Genomic DNA, 21,731 nt, shown 5'->3' on the forward strand with positions numbered 1-21,731 from the left:
GGCATGACACCCTATGAGTTCGCAACCCGGTCCGAAAAAGGCCAAAACCAGAACAGAGCTAACTTATAAATGCGGACACAAAGGGGAGCAGGTCAGCTCCATCAGCTTACGAAGTTACTCGTCGAGCGCCGTTGATGTTCTACCGGATAGTAGAAGGAAATGGCCGATGAAATTGGATAGTATAGCAAAAATCTTCTTTTTCCCCATTGGGCTTTGTGTAATGGGCAGGTAACTTAGGGACCAGATTTTGACATCTATTCGTGGGGGCTCATCAGATTGGATACCGAAGCTGACACTTGCCGCAAGGAAGTGGTGCCCAAACTCGTCGATGCCGGTTGGGACAGCCCACCTTACGCTGTGAACGAGCAACGGTCATTTACTGACGGACGCATTGTGTTTGTTGGCGGCAAGGCGCGCCGAGGGCGGCAAAAGCGGGCCGACTTCATTCTCCGGTATCGGCCCGACTTCCCAATTGCTGTGGTCGAGGCGAAATCAAGATACAAGCATGCTGCCGACGGTCTCCAACAAGCAAAAGAATACGCGGAAATTCTTGGCCTGAAGTTCGCCTACGCGACCAATGGTCGAGAGATTGTCGAGGTAGACTACACGACGGGCATAGAACGCGATCTAACGTCATTTCCATCCCCAGAAGAGCTTTGGCAACGCCTTTCCCAAGTCGAAGAACTTGACGGCGACATTAAGGACCACCTCCTATCGCCGACGTTTCCCGATAAGGACAAGCCACTACGCTACTATCAAGAAATCGCAGTCAATCGTACAGTGCAGGCGATCCTACAGAACCGTAAGCGCGTCCTACTCACTTTATGCACAGGCGCGGGTAAGACGGCTGTTGCATTCCAAATCTGCTGGAAACTTTGGAACAGTGGATGGAATCCAAAAGGAAAAAACAGAAAGCCTAAAATCCTGTTCTTGGCCGATCGGAACGTTCTCGTAGACGACCCCAAGGATAAAGACTTCAGCGCTTTCGGGGATGCCCGTTTCAAGATCAGTGGCGGGGAAATGAGTAAAGGTAGAGATATCTATTTCGCCATTTATCAGGCTATCGCTGGCGACGAATCTCGTGATGGCGTGTTCAAGCAATACGCAAACGACTTCTTCGACTTGATCATCGTGGATGAATGTCACCGGGGGAGTGCACGCGACGACAGTAATTGGCGTGAAATCCTTGAGTGGTTTGAACCAGCGTACCAGATCGGCATGACTGCCACTCCGAAGCGCGGAGATAATGCTGATACTTACAACTACTTCGGCGATCCAATTTACGAATATAGCCTTGCCGAAGGCATCGCGGACGGTTTCCTAGCTCCCTACCGAGTACACCGAATTATTTCCGACTTCGACGCAGCAGGTTGGCGTCCTTCGCAAGGTGAGCTCGACCGCTATGGTCGCGAGATACCGGATGCACAATACGGAACAAGAGACTTTGAACGCATAATTGCCTTGCGCGCACGCACGGAAGCTTTCGCCACGCACCTCACTACCTTCCTTAAGCAGAGCGATCGATTCGCAAAGGCCATTGTATTTTGCGTTAACCAAGAGCACGCTCTTGAGATGCGCAACGCACTTGCGCGCCTCAACGCGGACCTCGTAAAACAATATCCCGATTATGTGTGCCGTGTGACCTCAGACGAAGGTGACATCGGGTCGGGACATCGAGCAAAGTTTCAGGACATCGATAAAACAACTCCTGTAATCCTTACGACTTCTCATTTGCTGACAACTGGCATCGATGCGCCAACGTGCAAGAACGTTGTTTTGGCGCGCGTCGTCGGCTCAATGTCGGAGTTCAAGCAAATCATTGGACGTGGAACCCGCCTGCGCCCTGACTACGGCAAACTGGCCTTCAACATCATCGACTACACGGGCACTGCGACTGAAAAATTCGCCGACCCTGCTTTCGATGGTGATCCTGTGAGGGAGCGCGAACAGGTTATCAACGACGACGGTGAGGTCATAGACGAAACCGACGTGACCAACGAGACCGACACGCCCGGGGACACCGAAACAACTGAAATCGGCGATACGACGGACAAACTCCCCGATGACACCGATCCTAGTTTCCCCCGAAAGTTCTACTACGATGGCGGTGGCGTAGAGATTATCCGCCAACTTGTCTACGAACTCGATTCCGAGGGAAAGCAATTAGTTTGTCGTCAACTGACGGACTACACCGGCGAGAAGGTGCGGATACTCTATCCCAACGCGTCCGAACTTAGGAAGGATTGGCTCGACCCCGCGCGGCGCGCAGATATTATCGAAAAGCTTGAAGAAAAGGGCATCGATACCAGAACGCTGGGCGAAGCTGTAGGGAGGCCCGACGCGGACCCATTCGACCTGCTTTGCCACCTTGCCTACAACGCGCCGCTTCGTACGCGACGGGAACGCGCGGAACGTCTAAAGCGTGAAGAGACCGAATTCTTTCAAGAGCATGAAGAGGGTGCGCGGCAGGTGCTCGATGCGCTTATTGAGAAATACGCGGAGTACGGGACAGCCCAGTTTAAGCTGCCTGAAGTGCTAGAAGTCCCGCCTTTCAACGATTGGGGAAACGTGGTGGAAATCGCTGCCCGATTTGGCGGCGGCAAGGCCATGCGCGAAGCCGTCAACGAACTGCAAAAACGCCTCTACAGCGCATAAGAAAGTGAAATGACCTTGGCATCCCTACAAAAAAACAAGCAGCCGCGAACAACTGCCCAGCGCCTAGACAGCATCATCAAATCGGCGCGCAAAATTATGCGCAAAGATAAGGGGTTGAGCGGCGACCTCGACCGGCTCCCGATGCTAACATGGATTATGTTCCTGAAGTTTTTGGATGACATGGAGCATATCGAGGAAGAACGAGCGGAAATGGCGGGCAAGCCCTATCGCGGAGCCATTGAAGCGCCATATCGCTGGCGTGATTGGGCGGCGGAAGAGGGCGGCATCACCGGCCCGGATCTCATCAAATTCTTGACATCAGATGTAGCCGAACGCCCCGATGGCACGCAAGGGCTAGGGTTGTTCGCCTATCTTCGAAATCTTCGTGGGCACAATGGCACGCGTGGCCGCAAGGATGTCATCGCCACCGTTTTCCGTGGGCTTTCCAACCGCATGGAAAGCGGCTACCTACTGCGTGACGTCTTCAATCTGGTGGACGGCATCCACTTCGATTCCTCGGAAGAAGTCCATACCCTTGGACGACTCTACGAGACGCTTCTGCGCGAAATGCGCGATGCAGCGGGCGACTCTGGTGAATTCTATACGCCGCGTCCCATAGTGCGATTTATGGTTCAAATGAGTGATCCCCGGCTTGGAGAAACAGTGCTTGACCCGGCCTGTGGCACTGGCGGATTCTTGACCGAAGCCTATGCTCACATGGCCGAACAAGCCCATACAGTCGAGAAACGCGATGTCCTTCAGTCGTTAAGCATCTACGGCGGTGAGGCCAAGCCGCTCCCATTTCTCCTTGTACAGATGAATCTGCTGTTGCATGGTCTCGAAGCGCCGAAGATCACATCCGACAACTCGTTGAGGGCTCGCCTGTCGGAAATCGGTGAAGCCGACCGTGTGAACGTTATTCTGACAAATCCACCGTTCGGTGGCGAGGAAGAAACCGGCATCCTAAACAACTTCCCGGAAGACCGGCGAACGGCGGAAACGGCGTTACTATTCCTACAACTCATCATGCGGCGGTTGAAACGTGGCGGCAAAGGACGCGCTGCTGTTGTTGTCCCACACGGCGTCTTGTTTGGCGATGGGATTGCCGCGCGCATCAAGGCGGACTTGCTGAAGGAGTTCAATCTGCATACGGTGGTCCGCCTACCTGAAGGCGTCTTCGCGCCTTATACGGATATTCCCACCAACATCATATTCTTTGACACTACCCGGGCCACCGATGAAATCTGGTTTTACGAGCAACCCAAGCCTGAAGGGCGCAAGAAATATTCTAAAACAGCGCCGTTGACCTTCGACGAGCTGAAGCCCTGCGTTGAATGGTGGAAAGCGCGCGGAGAGAACGAACAAGCATGGAAAGTCCACGGCCCCGACCTCATCAAGACCGATGAAGCAGGGCGCGTCGTGGCGTGCAATCTTGACATGAAAAACCCCAATGCTGCCGGCGTCATCGATCACCGCACCCCGCTTGAAATCGTCGAAAGCATCGAAGCGAAGGAACAGCGCATTCTCGCCATCATGATCGACATCAAGCACACTCTTTCGGAGATGGTATAGTGGCTTGGCGCTCCGCAAAATTATCCACTGTGGCGCAACTGGTGAAGCGATTGGAGCCAGTCGCGCCGACTAAAGAATATCGTCAGATCGGGGTTCGACTGTGGGGAGCGGGCGCATATGAGCGCGAAACAATTTCCGGGGCCGAGACAAAATACGCCAATTTCACGCAATTGAAGAAAAACGATATCATCGTCAATAAAATATGGGCGCGGAATGGGAGTGTTAGCGTCGTCAGCGAAGACCTGGACGGTTGCTATGGTTCTCCAGAGTTTCCCGTCTACGAGATCGATCAGACGGCCCTGGTTCCGCGCTACTTCTACTGGTTCACCAAAACACGGATGCTCTGGGACCAGTGTGACCTGCTGTCTCGTGGTACCAGTGGTCAAAACCGCCTAAAACCAGAGAGATTCTTGGAGATTGTCATTCCCCTTCCACTGCTCGATGAACAGCGCGCAATCGTCCAAAGGTTGGAACAGGCATCTCTCGCAATGCAGCAAGTGCGGGCACTTTCCAAAACTGCTGTGAAGGAAAGTCACGATCTGGTTTTCAGCTTGCACAGTGAACTTTCATCTCCTGAGCCCATCCGTTTTGGGGAACTTGCGCAGCTAGACGAGCGGCAGGTCGCAGTAGAAGCCGATGAAGAGTTTCCGCAAATCGGAATTCGGAGCTTTGGAAATGGGCTGTTTTTCAAGGAACCCGTGAAAGGCACAGCAACAGCATACAAGAAATTCAATCAGGTTTATGAGGGCGCGCTAATCGTAAGCCAGCCTAAGGGCTGGGAAGGTGCGATCGCGGTAGCCTCAAGCGAGCACGATGGTTGGTTTGTTTCGCCTGAGTACCGCACGTTTCGCTGTGATGAAGATAGGCTTGACCACCAATACCTGTCCGCGCTGATCGTTACACCGTGGTTTCAGCAGGAGCTTTCGAAAATGACTAAAGGACAAGGCGCGCGACGTGAACGTCTTCGCCCCGAAATGTTGACAGCACTGGAATTGCGTATGCCCAGCTTGGATCACCAAAGAGTGGCGCTAGGGATTATCCAAAAAGTAAGGCAAGCGGCAGCCGCCATTAAATCTCGTACGCAGGAGGCAGACACTCTAATTCCCGCAATGTTGCATGAGGTTTTTGAGCGGCAACCGGACGCGACGCACGCCTCACAGTCGGCTTCCAGCACAAAAGTTGTCCGACTACCCAAATCGCAGACGACCACAATTGACACGTCCTTTAAGGAAGCGGTTCTTGTGGGTGCAATCGTTAAGGCTTTCCAAGAAGACGGTGGCCAACCGATAGGCAACTTCCGACTTCAAAAAGCGGTCTATTTTGCCCGCCGCCATATGGGTGAAACCGCATTGGATAAGGATTATCTGCGTAAGGCGGCAGGTCCCTATAATCCGTCCATGCGGTATTCAGGTGGCATCAAGATTGCTACCGATAAGAAGTGGATCAAGCGGGCCGTCGGGAACTTCGGGGAAGGTAATACGCTGGGCAGCGTCACCGCAGAGCTGGACGAATGGATTGAAAGATATCAGTTCGCCACTACCGCCGCGTGGGTCCGCGACCGGTTCAAGTTTAAATCCAATGATATCTGGGAAATCTCAGCTACGATCGATTATGCTACGCTGGCGTTGAACCGGCAGAACTCCCCACCAACTCCGGCGGCGATCCTTGCCTACATCGAGGCTGACGACGAATGGCGTTCAAAGATCGAAAAGCTAAACCTCTCAGATGCGACCATTCAAAACGCCATGGTCGACCTTGAGACCCTGTTTGCTGATGCGCGGCGCTGATGGCCAAAACCGCGCTTACACACGACCAGCAATTTATGCGCCTCTGCGAGAACGGATTCGGCTTCGTATCCAAGGCAATCGAGCAACTTTGGGAAAACGGTTCACCTGACGCTCTGAAATATTCCGTCATAAACTTCTATTCTGGAGTCGAGTTGCTTTTGAAAGCGCGTCTGATGCATGAGCATTGGTCGCTGATCGTGGCCGATCCCAACAAAGCAGACATCGATGAATTCCTGAACGGCGAAGCGCAAACTGTCGGACTGAAGCAGGCAGTTCACAGGTTGAAAAAAGTTGCACAAGTCACCGTACCGCCGAATGCGATTAATTCGTTTGAGGAGCTACGTAAGCACCGCAACCGTATGGTACATTTCTACCATCTCATTGACATCGAGGAGCCAGATCAAGAAAAGCAGCGGGAAGCTGTCATCTTAGAGCAGTGCCGTGGGTGGTTCTATCTTCGCCGCCTCCTAGGCGACGATTGGGCAGAAGTTTTCGCAGCTTTCCAACAGCAGGTTGCGGACATCAACATGTCCATGAAGAGACACCGCGAATATCTAGGTGCCGTATATGCGCAAATCCAACCCGAACTTGAAGCTGCCCGTCAGGGAGGTGCCAATTTGGCGGTGTGTAGCGCGTGCGGATTTGAAGCCCACGTACTCGATTACATCGGTCCTCATGAACATAAATGTCGCGTTTGCCTCGCGAAGGAGAGCTTTCTTCTACACGATTGCCCCAACGAAGATTGCGGCAGTAAAATACTGCTACCCATTGAGGAATGCGAGACATGGGCTTGTAGCGACTGTGGAACATCTATTGAGTTAAGCGATGTTCTGTACGAGTACACGATCGAAGGCAAAGCCGATCACGACGATCCCAATCAGGCAGCGCTATGTACGGAGTGCAGTCACATCCCTGAGACAGCGGGCACATTGGATAACGGCGAAACGATCTTTTGTTTCAATTGCTTTTGCTGGCCCGAAAAGATCGAGTACTGCGAATGGTGCAATGAGCCGTTCACCGGCAATGCTGAGGGTACCTATTGGTCCGGCTGCGAGAGATGCGACGGACAAGTTGGGTCGGCGCGCGATGATTAACTCTCGGTGACGCCAAAACGTAACGGGAGTGAGTCTTCACGCCGATGGCTCAGTTAAGCTGTCCACCGTTGCGCGGACGTTTGCTGCGCGAATTGCCAGCAGAGCCATAAAGCGAGGTATCGTCGGCATCACCGAAAACATAACTCTCGAAAACAGTATCGCAGCTCTCAAAGTCCTCGAGTTGAATAAGTCGAGCGCGCGAAACCGGTGACAAGCCGATGTCACTGCATATGTTGCGCACGATAGCTGCGCTGGCGTTAGCGATCCGGACCAAGGGATTAATGATGGCACCTTGCGGCCCTTTTACCACGAGCCCAGTTTTGTCGACGGTGCTGTTGGCGAGCCGCATACGTGCCAGATTGACGGCCAGCACTTCGAGCAGCAGGTCATCACAACGGTTGAGGACCTGGGCTGGCGCGTGGGCAATGACATGCCGCCAGATTGCTTTTTCGATATCGCTCAGGTGCGTCGGACATTTCGGCGTTCCTTTCGCTTGCGGTTCAACCATCCTCTTGAGCTTTGGTCCGCGATGACCGCGATCACCTTCCTGCCGCAGCACTGCTAACGGTTTCGGATTGCGGCCTGATCGGCCCTTGGTTCCGCTCATGCGCTGGCTCCTTGCTCAGCATTGGGTTCAATTGTCCGCTTCGTTGGAACCACCGACTGTGTGGCTGTTGGGCCGCGATTTAGTACGCCATCGCTTGTTTCCGATCGCGAGCCGAAAGTTACACCCTCTTTGCATCGTTGCCAACGTTGACCATCGGAATTACTACATAATGTGCCAAATTTGAACATTTTAAACTGTTTGCCACTACATCTGCCATAAGGGTATACTGAGTGACGACTTAATTGTGAAACTTGCAGCAGGAAAACTTGAGGTTTTCTGACGAGGAACGGCGATGCTTAGCGCTCCAGATTTCAAGACCGCCCGCAAGATTGTACGCAACAAGGAGATATTGATCGGACTGGTGTCGCGCGAGGTTTTTGAACGGTCGTGCCTAACTGTCGGCCTGCAGCAAGGTCTTGATGAACGAACCATGCGCCGGGCCATCGCACTGATCGCGCCCACGCCAGTAGCCTTAAAAACCAAGCCTACACCGAAGCTGCCCAAACCTCGAACGTTCGCTGAGTATAAGCAACAGTACGACCAAAAGTATCAGGCCGATCTGAAGAAACGATGCCGCGCGGTGATTAAGATTTGTCTCGCCGATCCGCGGTTTGGCAACGATGACCGCTGGGTTCGTCGTGCTGCGATGCAGTACGCAGAACGAGATCAGCTTTCGCCTGCGGCAATGAGCGTGGAGATCAGCAAGGTCCTGCGCTGGATCGGAAGAGGAAAATGATGATGACGATGTATAGCGCAAACGGTGGCAAAAAAGGACATTGGTCGCTGGTTGCTTCGCGCGGCGCGAAAGGCAATCAGGGTGCAAACGGCCCGCGCGGCGAAGAAGGGCCCGCCGGTCCCGCCGGGCCAGCCGGTCCACCAGCTCCGAGGCTTATTGAGTTTCGCATGCATGGCTATGAGCTTGTGGCGATCGACGAGGAAGGCCGGGAACTGCGATCCGATGCAACTGAATTCATACGCAGTATTCGTGACGCTGTGATCGAAATGCTGCGGATCAAGGGTTTGGACGTGTAAACCCCAAAGAACATCAGATGGGAGACAGGCAATGAACAAGGCACCTGCACCAGATGGAACCACCGGCTCGGTGGCACGGTTGCCCACGCAGCCAAAGAACCCTGAGACAGTCATACAGCTCGCCGATCACGAACAACCTGGCCGTTACCACGGCAGTAATGGCGAGTGGTGGCCGACACATGAGGCCAGCCACATCCGGTTGAACAACGGTAAGCTCAAGCATTTGGAATACTACATCGAACGCCGCGTCCGTCGTGAATCTCATGATACGATGAAAAGCATTGCAGAAGCGGTACGTGACGTCCTCGGCGATCTGCGCAAGGGCCTACAAGAACAGATTGACGACCTCAAGACCGATCCTGCCCATCAGACGGCTATTGAAGCAGCTCAGGTTATCGCGCTCACCCGGTTGCGGGAAATCGAGGACAGTCTTGACGCATTGTCGAGCGAGAGTTTGGAAAACGGGATAGGAGCTGAAAGCTATGCCAAAAGCTTCCGTGATGCACTTGCAGCGCTCGCAGGCGAATACCATTTCGTCAAGTCATTACCAGCGTTTGTCTCAATCAAACGCGTTAACGGAAGCACGCTTGAACGCGGTCGTGCGTCGCGCAAGCAAAGCCTGTTGATGCTGTATGTGCAGGCGGTTGAGCGCATTATTGGCGAGATTGGCGGCACGATTTACGAGCATGACGATGTCGACCGCAAACAGATACCAATCACCACTCTCGGCTTGCAGCTCATCGACAAGGCGCTACGCCTGCGGTTTCTTGGGCTCGGCCTCGCTGGCGATCTGACATGGGGCGATGCCCGAACATTGCGCCTCCGTTCACTGCTTAATGAGGTGAAGGCCCTCGGGGTCCTTGATCGCACCGACGTCTTGGCGGCTGAAACAAGTATGCACACAATGTCGCAAACCCTAATCGCCGCTGCCGATGCATGGGACCGTCAAGCTAAGGTCATCGGAGTCATGGCCCATGCAGATGCCGTCGCGGCGCATAAGACGCAGAGCGACGCGACAATTCCGCCGAATGACGAGGGGACGGCGGTGCGCGAAGGCTATAACGCCGCTGCCGCCCGTTACGAGGAAAAAATGCCTTACCGGCTCTCCCTTCTATACGGCAAAAGCTAGGGGGAGCTCAGAATGGCCGACGTCGAAAGCCCAGTTGATCTAACCGCCGTAGCCAGCTACGCCCGGCCCGCAGAGGCGGGTCATATCGTCATGTTCGCGTTGCACGGCATTGCGATTCTCGCTATCGAGACGAGCCTGAGCGACGCAGTTTTTGACGTCTACGGGTCATACGCCGGAAGCGGTGAAGCGCGCGACCTGATACGTGCAGCCGGTGACGCTTCAATTCTAATTCTTGGCAATGAAGACAAATTGGATCGCCTCTACGATGAGGATATCGAAGAAGCTGTCGCTGTTTTGCGGCCTTGGAAACCGCTGCTCAAGACCATCGCTATCAGCCTCGCGCAACCATTACCGCCAGCGACAGTCCTGGATTGGGCCGAGCCTTGCTTTGATGGAGCCCGCTTGGCGTTGGAATCAACCCCCGTGCTGTTCCCAGACTTCGATGGGATCGAAGCTTTGATCCTGCAGGCAAGGATGCAAGCCGATCAGCCCACATTGAGACCCATGATCCGACGGCGGCTAGCCGAGATGGAGAAGTCTGGTGCGCGTCTATGGCCTAAAGAAATTGCAGCGCGCGCCGCGAAACATCTGGGAGGTGGCGAATTCGCGTGAGAACGGAACGATAACAAAGCGGCTTCCTTATGCGCACGGATGCGGTCGCCGATCACCCATGTGAGCAAGTAGGAGCAGCTCAAGGACAGCAGCGTGCGCAAGATCATTCTGCTGAAACGGGAACTTGCAAGTTTGCGCAGCGAAGTCGATGCCCTGAGGAAACGCCCTGGCTGACGACAAGACGGGGCCTTGCTAAACTGCTACATTTTCGTCTTCTTGTGGGAGCGGCAAATCCGGCGCTTGCGGCATTTCTGGCACGTCCGCGTCTTGCTGCTCAACAGGCGCATTAACTTCTGCATTTCCCTCGTTTGGCTGCTCAGCTGCGCCAGCTCCAAACGAACCCCGCCATCCTCGCAGCGTTTCCGCTGCATTTGCTATGGCCTCTCGGTGTTCTTCTATTTTTTCGTCTGGCAGGGCAACTCCACCATACTGCTGCGTTATTGGATCAAGCACGAATGTGGCAATCCGAATTGGCCCTGCAACGCCACCGGGATTAACGTCAATCACATGCTGTACTGCCCAAGTCGCCAGAAAAATAGCTTCGCTGACCGTCGGTGGTCCATCCGGACAGAAAATATCGGAGAGGAAGCGAAGAAAAGGGTCGGCAGATAATTTCCCACTTCCCAGCGCTACATAGTAGTGATCCTGATCGAGCAGCCTCGGCTGCATTGCACCTTCAAAGACGCAACACTGGTGGTTGTTGCCATGGTCAAACGCAAGCAAGGTATTTGTGCCTGTTGCCGCATGCAGGCTTTCGGTCGTCCTAAGTTGGTTCATGATGTTCTGCGTGATCGCCAACGGGTAATCGAGTGGCAACGCGACATTTTGCATTTGAGCGTAAACAGATTCAGCCATGACTTTGAATCTCATGGCGATGCCCAGATCGCCCGCAAAGCAAAACACTTGGGACGACCCTGCAAGGATCGAAATTTTCTTTCCGTGATGGTGGCCGACGCCCATGTTGCCCATGCTCGGAGTAAGCATGCTGTCGGCAGCGATCACCACTCCATCTGAACAAAGGAAGCCGACTACTACCGTCATCCGCGAAAGACACTGTTGATCTTCATATCGGGGTAACGTCGATAGATGGTCGCGACCAATTGGGTGAACGACAGTCGCCGGAGCCAATTCGCCAGATTGATGAAATAAGTACTGACATTTTCCGGCATACCGTCAAGTATCTGGCGACCTTGATGATAGCCGTCGGGGGTTAGCGAATAGGTCTTGTAGCGCCCACTCTGGCTGATGTTGACGAGATCACGCTGCTCCAGCGATTCCAGACATTTATAGACCGCGCTATCGAACGGACCATAGTCGTAAGGCCGGAAGTCAAAATGTGAGCCACCGACCAGATGGGATGCCTCACGGTCAATAAGAAAGCAAAGCTTCTGCACTTGCACGGGTGTAAACCGCGCATTTTCACCAGCCGCCGCTAGTGCGATCAACAGCAGTTCGTCCCGACTCACCATGTAAAGCTCCCTCGACTACGAACTATAGTATGGCAATTCTATATTTGTACAACGTAAACGAAATTGACGTGCTGACACCGTATTGGCAGCTGCGGCACGCAGGCTGGCGGATCAAAGAATCTTCGACAGTCAAACGATAGCGTACGGGTTTGCTTGCTGTAGGAAACTCAGTTCCGTAGATTTCGCGGGGTGGGTGATGTGGTTCAAAATGCCTTCGTCTTGCAGAAATTGGCGTTCATGTATTCGACCGCCGCACGAATGCGGACAGGGTCACGCAAAATCGGGTTCTTGTCATAAGCTTTTAGAATTTCGCTGGTGCCGTCTGGCCGCATGATCTGAACGAAACCGTCGTCATTGCCGTAGTCATAGGTTTCGCTGCCAGTCGGAAAATAATTTTTTGTTGGATCAATCGGCGGATAGTAAGCTTTGGCAAAATCGACGGTCTCAATTCGATTTCCCTTGGCTGCCGCCTTTGATCCTTGCGGGAAGACATAGGTGAAGCGAAACTGGCAGCCATTGATCTGCTCAATTGTGACGGCGCCGTCAACAACGATACCAAACGTCAAAGGATCGGTGGACAGACGTTTTTCGTTTTCTTTGCCCATCTTCAATGCCTGATATTCTGAGCCAGAATCGGACATGCCGCGAAATAGAAATGCTGCTGTTTCTTCTGCTGTTTGCGCCAAGCTGCTGCCGGAGAGAGCCAGAAGAACGATAGCTGTATTATTAAGGACCCGGGCGAGGATCATTTCTTCTTGCCCTTCTTTTTTACGACCGGATTGACCTCACAAGAGAATTGCGGTGGGTCTTGCTGATAGCAGACGTCTTTGCCGGTTTTTTTGTCGGTGACCGAAAGGTTGTCGACCATGTAGTACGAGTGCCCAGCATCTTCCCACGTCCATTGTTGTGCACCCATACTGAGATCTACTTTGGGGCCGTCGCCTACCTGTATGCGATCGCTGCCATAGCTGCCGCCACCATTGTAGACCTTGACCGGCGGGAAGCCCTTGAAGCGTAGAGTATTGTCCGGCTCTTCCGTTTCGCTCATCGCAATACACTGGCGTCCTTCGACGTCGGTGGCAGGAACAATCTGGCGCGCCCCGTCATTTCGCCTGATTGCCACGGTCGTCTTAGCGAGCAGCTTAGCGCAATCCTCGGCTGAAAGTTTGTCGATTGAAAATTCGGTACCGTTGTACGTGCCCTTGAAGGCAAAGGACGTGTCCTTGGCGAACGCCGGAGGAGTGATCAAACCGGACAATGTAGCGACAGCGGCGGCGGAAGTAAGCAGGAAACGCTTCATTTCGAATGTCTCTAGCGGCGTTGATGTTTCGATGGATAGGCAGAGCTTCGTCGCGCAGTCTATCCCAACCACCCGTTTGCGGCGAGATACTGCTTGGTCGAACGATAATAGCGAACGATAGGCCAAGTTCGCTTATAGTAGGCGAGGGTTGCCATGAACACCAGATCGGCGAACGCAGGGCGGGTCATGACAACCTGATAAAGAAACGGCGTCATGGCGAACAGAGGAGCAAGGCAATGATTGCCACCCCGCCTTTTGATGTCGGGATGGTGGGCCGACAAGATGTCCCCACAGCAAGCCCCAAGACGGGCGAAGCGACCTTGAGCGTATCGATAAGATTTCTTGTCTTGTTCATGCCAGAAGCACTACCAGCCTGGATTTAAACCAGCGTCAAAATCTCCCGTAAGGTTTTACGAATTGTTATATCGGGCTCTTCCCCGCTTCATTGCGGCAGTTCATGCATGCAATCGCAGAATGCGGGGAAGACATCATCTTGGGATACACAATTATGGACCTAATGTTATCGGTATGTTTTTTTCTCGGTGGTGGGATAATTTTCGTTAATCTGTATCGACGCATAACCGAACGCAGGGATTTCTGGATCGACGACTTTTATTGCAAGGACGACCTTCACTGGAACCCTTTAGTGAAGTTGCTCAGAATTCAAAATACTCGGCTCACCATAGCTTTGCAGGAAATACGAGGATTTTACGCAACGAGGTTTGGTAAAATCGTCTGTAACCTTTGGATAGGTTCCATCGTTATCGCCTTAGCAATCACGGCGTGGAGTATATATGTCGATATATCTTCCATGGGCGACAGCATCGCCTCTTAGGGTTCCGAAGATACAAGAAAACGGCTTTTCATACCTCGACGACAAGCGGGGCCGTCGCCATGGCTGAAGCGCCGAACTCGATTATGGATCAAGCGATGAGCCGCTAGCCGTCGTCGTTTTTTCCGTTGCAGCGATCGTCTCGGGGTTGTTCATAAAAAACAGGGGACCGGGGTCCTCTGTACTATCGCCCAACTGGCTCAGTAGCCGCTGCTGGACGTGATAGGAACTCGTGACCCACTTTTTTAAATGCTCATGTTGGGCCCCGAACATTTTAGACGCCATGGTTCCGGTAAGGCTGGAATTTTCTATGGGCGGCCGGGCGGTTAGCACCAACTGGTAAATTTGGACGACATCGCCAGCAGTCGAAGGCCCGAGCAGACCCAGATCAGCAATATTGGCCTTGTAAACAATGGGATCAATTTTCGGCATTGGCCATGTCACGTCGAAATTCGGACCCAACTTTGTCTCACCGAAATGTTCGAAAACAATGATCATCATCTTGACGGCATCGAAGGATATGTTGATGGCCAACGTTATGGCGCCAAGTTCGCCGCACAACGCCGCCGCAAGCGCTTTGCGTTTCGCAATCCGATCATCGAGAATATTGTTTCTTGCAATCGCGGCCTGATGCATTCTGGCCTCGCGATCCCGCTCCGCCTGTTCGTCGCGCGCCAGCCGATCAATTTCGGCCTGATTTTTTTGCGAGGCAATTAGATGATCGAAACCCTTCGAAGTTTGGTAGGCGATCGCGCCAAATCCGATGAACGCCGCAAGCAAGGTGACCCAAGCCGCAAACTGATCTTTGGCCATGACTTCCCTGATGGGCAAAGCATCCGGTCGAAAGATCAGTACAGCGGCAATAGCTAGGATGGTGACGCAAGCTAGTAGTTTGAACGCGCCCACCTCGTGCCATCGTTTATTACCGTCAGTGGTTGAAGTCATCGAATCGCTCCTATCGTTGCCAATAGACGATCCGCCGCAACCATATCGTAATCAATGCAGGCGGCGGATATACATTCCCATCCACTGCAAGCATGCACGAAGCGAGTACTTAGCTCTTGCTTTTCGACGAATCAGGTTGCGCCAGTCGGCGTGGAGGCATTGCAACCAATTGTAATCGCCCTACAACTGGCAAGATGCTGGTGGTTATTGATTGGGGGAAATCGGGCGGTGAAGAAAAGCAACAAGGCAAAGAAAGCCGGATACAAAAACTACAACATGTCCCCGCTGGCCGGACTCAAGCAGCACAAGGGCAAAGTACTGAGCCCCTTTGCTGCTCTTGGCGATGTTAGGGATCCCGCGAATTGGCTCAATTATTGTGTTCCCAATGCGCTGTGGGCTGTGCTCGTAGTCTCTGCTTTAGACCGCACCGAATATTTAAATGTTTTTCGAAAGGTGCTTCACGCTGCGCATGACAACGTTCCCAAACACGCAGAACTCCACGTTACGCATAATTTCCTGTCAGTAACGACAGATGACGAGTTTGACGCAATGATGGAGCCGGTTCTGGATGACAAACGCCTCCATGAGTATTTAGGTGCACTTCTCGCGGTAGAGGCTTTACCGGATAGAGCACATTGGGCGAGGCATTTCCAACCCATCGAGAAGGCTGCAGCGATCGAATTCTTGGTCGATGCCATTAACAACGTGTTTGATCATCAGTCGGAACAATCGACGGACATTCGATGGTTCAAGCTCATGTACGTGCTGCATTGCAGAGAGCAGTTAAAGTTTGACGAATCTATGAAGGAGAAACTCGACGAAATTCTTGGCTATCCGGAAATTGGCGATCAGGTGGCAGTGCGACCCAGCATTCGTGCGATGGAAATCGGCCTGAGAACGATCGAGTTTCAGATTGAGGGCCAAGAAAAGCATTGGCCGATTGAACGGGCGACAATGCCTGCGAATGATCCCGAACTGTTTTGGCAGCAAATGTTCAAGGATACACCCTGCTTTGCTTTGTCGAGGTATCCCGACAGTCAAAAAGGGCCACAAGAGGTCTCGAAGGATATAGCGGAAACTGCCGCTGATCTTGCTAGTCACTATATGCAGACCATAGCAACAACTCTGGCCGATCCAAAACATGAAGCTGTTTTTGGGCTGGCATTGTACGCGTCGCACTTGGGTTTATGTTGCGCTTCGTCAGCAAGCCACAACCAAGTAGATGGTCGCATGACGCTACGCACGATTATGGAGACATTTATATTGCTCCATTACCTGATCAAAGAAGACAACCCGACTCTGTGGCTCCAATACCGGAAGTATGGAACGGGGCAAACAAAGTTGGCATTCCTCAAATATATGAGGGAAGTGAACCTTCCAGACTTTATCGATTTGGACGAGCTTCACACTATTGCAAACGAAGATCGATGGATGGAACTAGCGGATATCGATCTCGGTCATTGGGCTGGATCAAACCTTCGCAAAATGGCGGAGAGCGCCGGTGTGAAAGATATCTACGACAAGTTTTACGATTGGGCATCGGGGTATGTGCACGGGCAGTGGGCTAGTACAAGGAGTACGGTATTCGTAAACTGCCTTAATCCACTCCATCGGTTCCATTTGATTCCAAGCCCTCAGGTTTTGCCGATGCCTTCGGTTTTACCTGATGCTTGCAAAGTGATTAATAGGATGCTGGATGACGTGAGTGCTATGTATCCGCCTTTTAAAAAACGACTAACCGCATATAAGAGTATGGTCGAGGAAGAGCCGGATGAGAACATCAACGTTGTTGCCGTTGAATCTCAAAATTGATGCATTGGCGCAAATGCGCTCCATGCCTTCGGTTATTGGTTGCGAGACGCCACCAGCCTGCGCCACGTATGGGCTTGTGTCGTTTTGTTGCGCTCCATGTTAGGAGAGTTGAATGTCCAAACTCAACATCTACAGATCGTTTCTGATTATGTGTCTTGCGGCGGTCGCTTATCGTTGGAACTTTGCCGCCGTTCTTATCATCGTTTGGTGGATATTGGCCCTCATAGGTCTCTGGGCAAAAAGGAACGACCCCTCGAATGGTCAAAGTTCCGCGTATCAGATTATAAATACAAATTCGCTCGGAGCACTATCGGCGTGGCTTGTTCTTTGGAACGGCTTTTATGTCTGTAAAGACTTGGATCACGATTACCATCGCCGAAGCCGCGATTGATCTAGTCAAGCTGGGAAAAACCGGCAAAAAATCGGCCTACTTGTGGCCGGTTACCACCGCTTCGGCATTGGCGCAGCGTTCCGTTCATGGCCTCGCCAATCGGTCGCGATACGGCATGGGCGAACTAGGAATGCAACCGGGAAGCATTTAACCGATAATTAATTCGCCAACAATATCAATATGTTACGATATGGGCATGTTCACCATGAGGGAGGTTGGTTGATTGCATGAGAGGGGCTTCTGCGCTGGCGCCCTGCAAAACTCCATTTCCCTCATGGTGAGCTTGTCGAACCACGCACAGCGCCATTGCCATCCTGCGAGGGCTGCAAAGCCGAATATTTCAGAAACACCCTCAAACCACCGCATCCCTCACTTTGCGTTCTGCAATCGTGGTGCTATAGGGGCGCGAACCCTCACTTTAATCCCGTGCTGACACTCCCAGACGCAGCAAAAAAGAGGCTGACACTCCATGGCAAAGATCAAGGTTGCAAATCCGGTCGTCGAGCTTGATGGCGACGAGATGACTCGCATCATCTGGCAATATATCAAGGAAAAGCTGATCCATCCTTACCTCGATATCGACCTGAAATATTATGACCTCGGGATCGAGCATCGCGATGCGACCAACGATCAGGTGACTATCGATGCAGCCAACGCGATCAAGCAATATGGCGTCGGCGTCAAATGCGCCACGATCACCCCGGACGAGCAGCGCGTTGAGGAATTCGGCCTGAAGAAGATGTGGAAGTCGCCTAACGGCACGATCCGCAATATTCTCGGCGGCGTCATCTTCCGCGAACCGATCATTGCCAAGAACGTCCCTCGCCTTGTTCCAGGCTGGACGCAACCGATCATCGTCGGCCGTCATGCTTTCGGCGACCAGTACCGCGCCACCGATTTCAAATTCCCCGGCAAGGGCAAGCTGTCGATCAAGTTCGTCGGCGACGATGGCGAGACCATCGAGCACGAAGTCTACGACGCACCAGGCGCCGGCGTTGCGATGGCCATGTACAATCTGGACGATTCGATCCGCGACTTTGCCCGCGCCTCGTTGAACTATGCCCACAATCGTGGCGTTCCCTGCTATCTGTCGACCAAGAACACCATCCTCAAGGCCTATGACGGCCGCTTCAAGGATATCTTCCAGGAAGTGTTCGACGCCGAATTCAAGGACAAGTTCGCAGCCAAGAAGATCACCTATGAACATCGCCTGATCGATGACATGGTCGCTTCGGCGCTGAAATGGTCCGGTGGCTATGTCTGGGCCTGCAAGAACTATGACGGCGACGTGCAGTCCGACATCGTGGCGCAGGGCTTTGGCTCGCTCGGCCTGATGACCTCGGTGCTGATGACGCCGGATGGCCAGACCGTCGAAGCTGAGGCTGCGCACGGCACCGTAACGCGCCACTATCGCCAGCACCAGAAGGGCGAAGAGACCTCGACCAACTCCATCGCTTCGATCTTCGCCTGGACGCGTGGCCTCGCGCACCGCGCCAAGCTCGACGGCAATGCGGAGCTAGAGCGCTTTGCCAATACGCTCGAGAAGGTCTGCGTGGATACAGTAGAATCCGGTTACATGACCAAGGATCTCGCCCTGCTCATCGGCCCGGATCAGCCCTGGCTGTCGACCACAGGCTTCCTCGACAAGATCAACGAGAACCTGTCGAAGGCCATGGCTGCCTGATCCAGCACCTGATGCAACAAAAAGCCCCGGTTCGCCGGGGCTTTTTATATTGTCAAATTGAAAACCCAAATATACGACAGCATTGTTGACATAATAACGAAATTGCGGTCGAGTGCCTTTGCACATGGGAGGATTGAAATGAGCGACTGGGATGCCCGGTATTCGGCACGCACCGGCAAGATGCGCGCTTCGGAAGTTCGCGAGCTGTTGAAGCTGCTTGACCAGCCGGACATCATCTCGTTCGCCGGCGGTATTCCAGACCCGGCGCTCTTTCCAAAAGATGCGATCAAGGAGGCCTATGCCGCCGTGCTGCATGAGAATGCGGATGCAGCGCTGCAATATTCAGTGAGCGAAGGCTACAAGCCGCTACGGCAATGGCTGGTGCAATACATGGCATCGCTCGGCGTTGCCTGCACGATCGACAACATCATCATCACCACCGGATCACAGCAGGCGCTCGACTATCTTGGCAAGCTGTTCATTTCGCCGGGTGACACAATCCTCACCACATGGCCGACCTATCTCGGCGCGCTGCAGGCGTTCAATGCCTATGAGCCGCACTACGATCGCATGATCCCCGACGGCGGCAACATGACGCCTGACGCCTACCGGGCCAATGCGCGGGCGGCGGGAGGCCAGGTGAAACTCGCATATCTCACCAGCGATTTTTCCAACCCGACCGGCGAAACCATCGGCCGCAGCGATCGCATGAAGCTGATCGATCTGGCGCATGAACTCGATATTCCGCTGATCGAGGATGCCGCCTATCGCGCCCTGCGCTACGAGGGAGAGAATGCGCCCTCATTGCTGGCGCTGGATATCGAGCGCGAAGGCCATATCGACCAGACACGCGTCCTCTATTCCGGCAGCTTCTCGAAAACCCTGACGCCCGGTTTGCGTGTTGGCTGGATCTGCGCAGCACACCCGGTCATCAGCAAGCTGGTCCTGATCAAGCAGGCGGCCGACCTGCACAGCCCGACCATCAACCAGATGGTCATTCACCACGTGGCGGAGCGCCATTTCGATGCACAGGTGGAAAAGGCGCGCAAGCATTACCGGCAAAGGCGCGATCACATGCTGAACGCCCTGGCACGATATATGCCGGAAGGCGTCACATGGACAAAGCCGGAGGGCGGCATGTTCGTCTGGATGACGCTGCCGGACCATATGGATGGTGCGGCGCTGCTCGCCCGTTCGATCGAGCAGATCCGCGTGGCTTTCGTGCCTGGTGCGGCCTTCCACGCCGATGGCACCGGCAGAAACACGATACGGCTGAACTTCTCGCTGCCAGATGCCGAAGCGATCGATACAGGCATGCAGCGGCTTGGCGGACTGATCAAAAGCGAAATGGATCAGGTAAGAGCCCAACGGTAAATTTTCCATGGAGGGCTGCAACTGGCGTTTTTCTGCGCTCCGATGCTCACGTACCAAATGTACGCTGCGCTTCGGTGCTCGAAAACCGCCATTTTCGCGACCCATAACAAATTTTCGTTTAGGCTCAAGGAAATAGCCACCGCAAAGCGGCAAATATTTACTGGATCGCAAGTCCCATGTTCCTGCGGTATGATGGAGTGTCACAGCGCCATCGAACCAGGGGGACTGAAACGATGACCACGCAGCATTTCTTTTTCCGCTTGATCCCGCCGCGCCCGACCTTCGCCGACGATATGGACGACGACGAACAGGAATTGATGCGCCAGCACGTGACCTATGTCGGCGAATATTTCGAAGAGGGAACCGTTCTCGCCTATGGCCCGGTGCAAGACCCGGACGGCTGGTTCGGCATCGCGCTCCTCGAAGTCGTGGATCACAATCAAGCAGTACAATTTGCCGAGAACGACCCGACGGTGATGGCGGGACTGAACAGCTACAGCATCGCGCCGATGCATATTGCGGCCGCGCGAGGGTTTCGCGCCGGCTAATCCAGGGTCAGGACCTGTTCACGTGGACGTAACTCTCCCGATTTCGCATCCAATTCCAAAGCCAGATCCGGATAGGGCTTTGGAGGCGGCTCTATCACCTGAACCGCTGGCGCAGCGGGCGCGAGCTGTTTTTTGAGCTTCAGCACCGCGCCAAAAGCCTGCGCTGATGCCTTCCCATTGATCCTTCGTAGCTTGCCTACCAACGCGAAAGCAAAACCGTTTTGCTCAGCTGCCAGAAAATCGGCCTCGCTTAAAAGGACAAGCCCTGTCTCCTCAATCATGCACGGCGCTTGGAAGCAAATCCGCTTTTGCGACACACCTTTGCTGTAGTCTAACTGCTTTCCAAAGCTCCAAGCCTCGATAAATGAGGCCTTGCCATAGCTAGCGAAGCGCGTCTCGAAGCCATACCCCGATTTCATCGAATAAAACGGTCTGATTTGCAGAAACTCTAAAACAGCGTAATAGGCCGTAACAACTGGTCCATAGGCTATCTGATCACCCACGTGCACATCCTTGACAATTGCTGACTGCGTTATGCATGAACAAAGTGCAATCGCAAGCGCTGGCAGAACAAAGATGCGCCTCACCAAGCCAATCCCCCAAGCAATGTATAAGTAACAATCCGCCGCTTTACGCGGCATAAAGAACCTCAGCACTTTAAAAAGAGAGTTACAGGTATCCGAAGCACGGCACCGACTACCGCGGCCTTCATATTCAAGTTAATGCACAATAAATTTTCAAACGACTTAACACAATATTACAAATAAACTATTCATCCAAGATAATACTCCCGACACAGGAAGAAAATAATTATTTAAAATTAAACACTTAGTCGTACTTGCCAATCTATTACCAATAGCAACTTGGGATAGATTCCAGCCGCGCAAT

Annotated in this window: 21 protein-coding genes; 13 read left to right on the plus strand and 8 right to left on the minus strand. The window is 53.3% G+C overall.

The features are described from left to right. The first annotated feature begins 276 nt into the window (after nt 1-276). The 4 genes from hsdR to FHS21_RS13480 all read left to right on the plus strand — a co-directional run bounded on the left by hsdR (nt 277) and on the right by FHS21_RS13480 (nt 7,108). Complete coding sequence (gene hsdR / locus FHS21_RS13465) at nt 277-2,655, plus strand: EcoAI/FtnUII family type I restriction enzme subunit R (protein WP_183662288.1); 2,379 nt, start codon at nt 277-279, stop codon at nt 2,653-2,655. Between the two features lie 96 nt (nt 2,656-2,751). Continuing rightward, complete coding sequence (locus FHS21_RS13470; RefSeq protein ID WP_246411023.1) at nt 2,752-4,227, plus strand: class I SAM-dependent DNA methyltransferase; 1,476 nt, start codon at nt 2,752-2,754, stop codon at nt 4,225-4,227. Next, on the plus strand, nt 4,227-6,014 hold the full coding sequence (locus tag FHS21_RS13475) for a restriction endonuclease subunit S (protein ID WP_183662292.1): 1,788 nt from the start codon (nt 4,227-4,229) through the stop codon (nt 6,012-6,014). Before FHS21_RS13470 ends, FHS21_RS13475 begins: the two co-directional genes overlap by 1 nt. Next, nucleotides 6,014-7,108: a hypothetical protein gene (locus tag FHS21_RS13480; protein ID WP_183662294.1), complete on the plus strand. Its 1,095-nt coding sequence runs from the start codon at nt 6,014-6,016 to the stop codon at nt 7,106-7,108. Before FHS21_RS13475 ends, FHS21_RS13480 begins: the two co-directional genes overlap by 1 nt. 49 nt (nt 7,109-7,157) lie before the next feature. Here FHS21_RS13480 and FHS21_RS13485 read toward each other — a convergent pair whose 3' ends face one another. After that, on the minus strand, nt 7,158-7,715 hold the full coding sequence (locus FHS21_RS13485) for a phage terminase small subunit P27 family (protein WP_183662296.1): 558 nt from the start codon (nt 7,713-7,715) through the stop codon (nt 7,158-7,160). Nucleotides 7,716-8,007: 292 nt separating this feature from the next. On the opposite strand from FHS21_RS13485, the gene FHS21_RS13490 reads away from it, so the two are divergent. From FHS21_RS13490 to FHS21_RS13505, 4 genes are read left to right on the plus strand one after another with little or no spacing between them, the layout of a single operon-like run. Then, entirely contained in the window at nt 8,008-8,451 is a 444-nt protein-coding gene (locus tag FHS21_RS13490) for a hypothetical protein (protein WP_183662298.1), read from the plus strand. Then, a complete protein-coding gene (locus FHS21_RS13495) occupies nt 8,448-8,747 on the plus strand; it encodes a hypothetical protein (RefSeq protein WP_183662300.1) in 300 nt (99 codons plus the stop codon). The genes FHS21_RS13490 and FHS21_RS13495 overlap by 4 nt, the downstream gene beginning before the upstream one ends. A gap of 31 nt (nt 8,748-8,778) precedes the next feature. Continuing rightward, a complete protein-coding gene (locus tag FHS21_RS13500; RefSeq protein ID WP_183662302.1) occupies nt 8,779-9,876 on the plus strand; it encodes a hypothetical protein in 1,098 nt (365 codons plus the stop codon). Nucleotides 9,877-9,888: 12 nt separating this feature from the next. After that, complete coding sequence (locus FHS21_RS13505; RefSeq protein WP_183662304.1) at nt 9,889-10,488, plus strand: hypothetical protein; 600 nt, start codon at nt 9,889-9,891, stop codon at nt 10,486-10,488. Nucleotides 10,489-10,680: 192 nt separating this feature from the next. Here FHS21_RS13505 and FHS21_RS13510 read toward each other — a convergent pair whose 3' ends face one another. The 6 genes from FHS21_RS13510 to FHS21_RS13535 form a co-directional block, all read right to left on the minus strand. After that, entirely contained in the window at nt 10,681-11,529 is an 849-nt protein-coding gene (locus FHS21_RS13510) for a hypothetical protein (RefSeq protein WP_183662306.1), read from the minus strand. Beyond that, the gene (locus FHS21_RS13515; RefSeq protein WP_183662308.1) at nt 11,526-11,957 is read right to left on the minus strand and encodes a hypothetical protein; all 432 of its coding nucleotides are present in this window, start codon (nt 11,955-11,957) and stop codon (nt 11,526-11,528) included. Before FHS21_RS13515 ends, FHS21_RS13510 begins: the two co-directional genes overlap by 4 nt. Nucleotides 11,958-12,160: 203 nt before the next feature. Next, on the minus strand, nt 12,161-12,706 hold the full coding sequence (locus FHS21_RS13520) for a hypothetical protein (RefSeq protein WP_183662309.1): 546 nt from the start codon (nt 12,704-12,706) through the stop codon (nt 12,161-12,163). After that, nucleotides 12,703-13,257: a hypothetical protein gene (locus FHS21_RS13525; protein ID WP_183662311.1), complete on the minus strand. Its 555-nt coding sequence runs from the start codon at nt 13,255-13,257 to the stop codon at nt 12,703-12,705. Before FHS21_RS13525 ends, FHS21_RS13520 begins: the two co-directional genes overlap by 4 nt. Before the next feature lie 59 nt (nt 13,258-13,316). After that, complete coding sequence (locus FHS21_RS13530; protein ID WP_183662314.1) at nt 13,317-13,538, minus strand: hypothetical protein; 222 nt, start codon at nt 13,536-13,538, stop codon at nt 13,317-13,319. Nucleotides 13,539-14,173: 635 nt separating this feature from the next. Continuing rightward, nucleotides 14,174-15,034, minus strand: coding sequence for a hypothetical protein (locus FHS21_RS13535; RefSeq protein WP_183662317.1), 861 nt, complete (start codon nt 15,032-15,034; stop codon nt 14,174-14,176). A gap of 228 nt (nt 15,035-15,262) precedes the next feature. On the opposite strand from FHS21_RS13535, the gene FHS21_RS31340 reads away from it, so the two are divergent. The 5 genes from FHS21_RS31340 (at nt 15,263) to FHS21_RS13560 (ending at nt 20,843) form a co-directional block, all read left to right on the plus strand. Continuing rightward, entirely contained in the window at nt 15,263-16,846 is a 1,584-nt protein-coding gene (locus tag FHS21_RS31340; protein ID WP_183662319.1) for a DUF5677 domain-containing protein, read from the plus strand. Nucleotides 16,847-17,187: 341 nt separating this feature from the next. Beyond that, nucleotides 17,188-17,388, plus strand: coding sequence for a hypothetical protein (locus FHS21_RS13545; protein WP_183662321.1), 201 nt, complete (start codon nt 17,188-17,190; stop codon nt 17,386-17,388). A 318-nt stretch (nt 17,389-17,706) separates the two neighbouring features. Next, a complete protein-coding gene (locus FHS21_RS13550) occupies nt 17,707-18,921 on the plus strand; it encodes an NADP-dependent isocitrate dehydrogenase (protein WP_112528395.1) in 1,215 nt (404 codons plus the stop codon). 138 nt (nt 18,922-19,059) lie between these two features. Further along, complete coding sequence (locus FHS21_RS13555) at nt 19,060-20,295, plus strand: aminotransferase-like domain-containing protein (protein ID WP_112528397.1); 1,236 nt, start codon at nt 19,060-19,062, stop codon at nt 20,293-20,295. Between the two features lie 233 nt (nt 20,296-20,528). Beyond that, on the plus strand, nt 20,529-20,843 hold the full coding sequence (locus FHS21_RS13560; RefSeq protein ID WP_162701883.1) for a YciI family protein: 315 nt from the start codon (nt 20,529-20,531) through the stop codon (nt 20,841-20,843). Here FHS21_RS13560 and FHS21_RS13565 read toward each other — a convergent pair. Beyond that, nucleotides 20,840-21,346 carry a hypothetical protein gene (locus FHS21_RS13565; protein ID WP_158482233.1) on the minus strand — a complete coding sequence of 169 codons (507 nt, stop codon included), beginning with the start codon at nt 21,344-21,346 and terminating at the stop codon, nt 20,840-20,842. The genes FHS21_RS13560 and FHS21_RS13565 overlap by 4 nt on opposite strands. Nucleotides 21,347-21,731: the final 385 nt, after the last annotated feature.

Origin of the sequence: Phyllobacterium trifolii, from assembly GCF_014192095.1 — a bacterium.
GTDB classification, from domain to species: domain Bacteria; phylum Pseudomonadota; class Alphaproteobacteria; order Rhizobiales; family Rhizobiaceae; genus Phyllobacterium; species Phyllobacterium trifolii.

Coding starts and splice junctions, on each gene's coding strand:
- FHS21_RS13555 (WP_112528397.1), top strand. CDS start 19,060: ATGAGCGACTGGGATGCCCGGTATTCGGCACGCACCGGCAAGATGCGC.
- FHS21_RS13510 (WP_183662306.1), bottom strand. CDS start 11,529: ATGACGGTAGTAGTCGGCTTCCTTTGTTCAGATGGAGTGGTGATCGCT.
- FHS21_RS13495 (WP_183662300.1), top strand. CDS start 8,448: ATGATGATGACGATGTATAGCGCAAACGGTGGCAAAAAAGGACATTGG.
- FHS21_RS13515 (WP_183662308.1), bottom strand. CDS start 11,957: ATGGTGAGTCGGGACGAACTGCTGTTGATCGCACTAGCGGCGGCTGGT.
- FHS21_RS13550 (WP_112528395.1), top strand. CDS start 17,707: ATGGCAAAGATCAAGGTTGCAAATCCGGTCGTCGAGCTTGATGGCGAC.
- FHS21_RS13470 (WP_246411023.1), top strand. CDS start 2,752: ATGCGCAAAGATAAGGGGTTGAGCGGCGACCTCGACCGGCTCCCGATG.
- FHS21_RS13545 (WP_183662321.1), top strand. CDS start 17,188: ATGTCTGTAAAGACTTGGATCACGATTACCATCGCCGAAGCCGCGATT.
- FHS21_RS13525 (WP_183662311.1), bottom strand. CDS start 13,257: ATGAAGCGTTTCCTGCTTACTTCCGCCGCCGCTGTCGCTACATTGTCC.
- FHS21_RS13480 (WP_183662294.1), top strand. CDS start 6,014: ATGGCCAAAACCGCGCTTACACACGACCAGCAATTTATGCGCCTCTGC.
- FHS21_RS13535 (WP_183662317.1), bottom strand. CDS start 15,034: ATGACTTCAACCACTGACGGTAATAAACGATGGCACGAGGTGGGCGCG.
- FHS21_RS13560 (WP_162701883.1), top strand. CDS start 20,529: ATGACCACGCAGCATTTCTTTTTCCGCTTGATCCCGCCGCGCCCGACC.
- FHS21_RS13490 (WP_183662298.1), top strand. CDS start 8,008: ATGCTTAGCGCTCCAGATTTCAAGACCGCCCGCAAGATTGTACGCAAC.
- FHS21_RS13505 (WP_183662304.1), top strand. CDS start 9,889: ATGGCCGACGTCGAAAGCCCAGTTGATCTAACCGCCGTAGCCAGCTAC.
- FHS21_RS13485 (WP_183662296.1), bottom strand. CDS start 7,715: ATGAGCGGAACCAAGGGCCGATCAGGCCGCAATCCGAAACCGTTAGCA.
- FHS21_RS13500 (WP_183662302.1), top strand. CDS start 8,779: ATGAACAAGGCACCTGCACCAGATGGAACCACCGGCTCGGTGGCACGG.
- FHS21_RS13520 (WP_183662309.1), bottom strand. CDS start 12,706: ATGATCCTCGCCCGGGTCCTTAATAATACAGCTATCGTTCTTCTGGCT.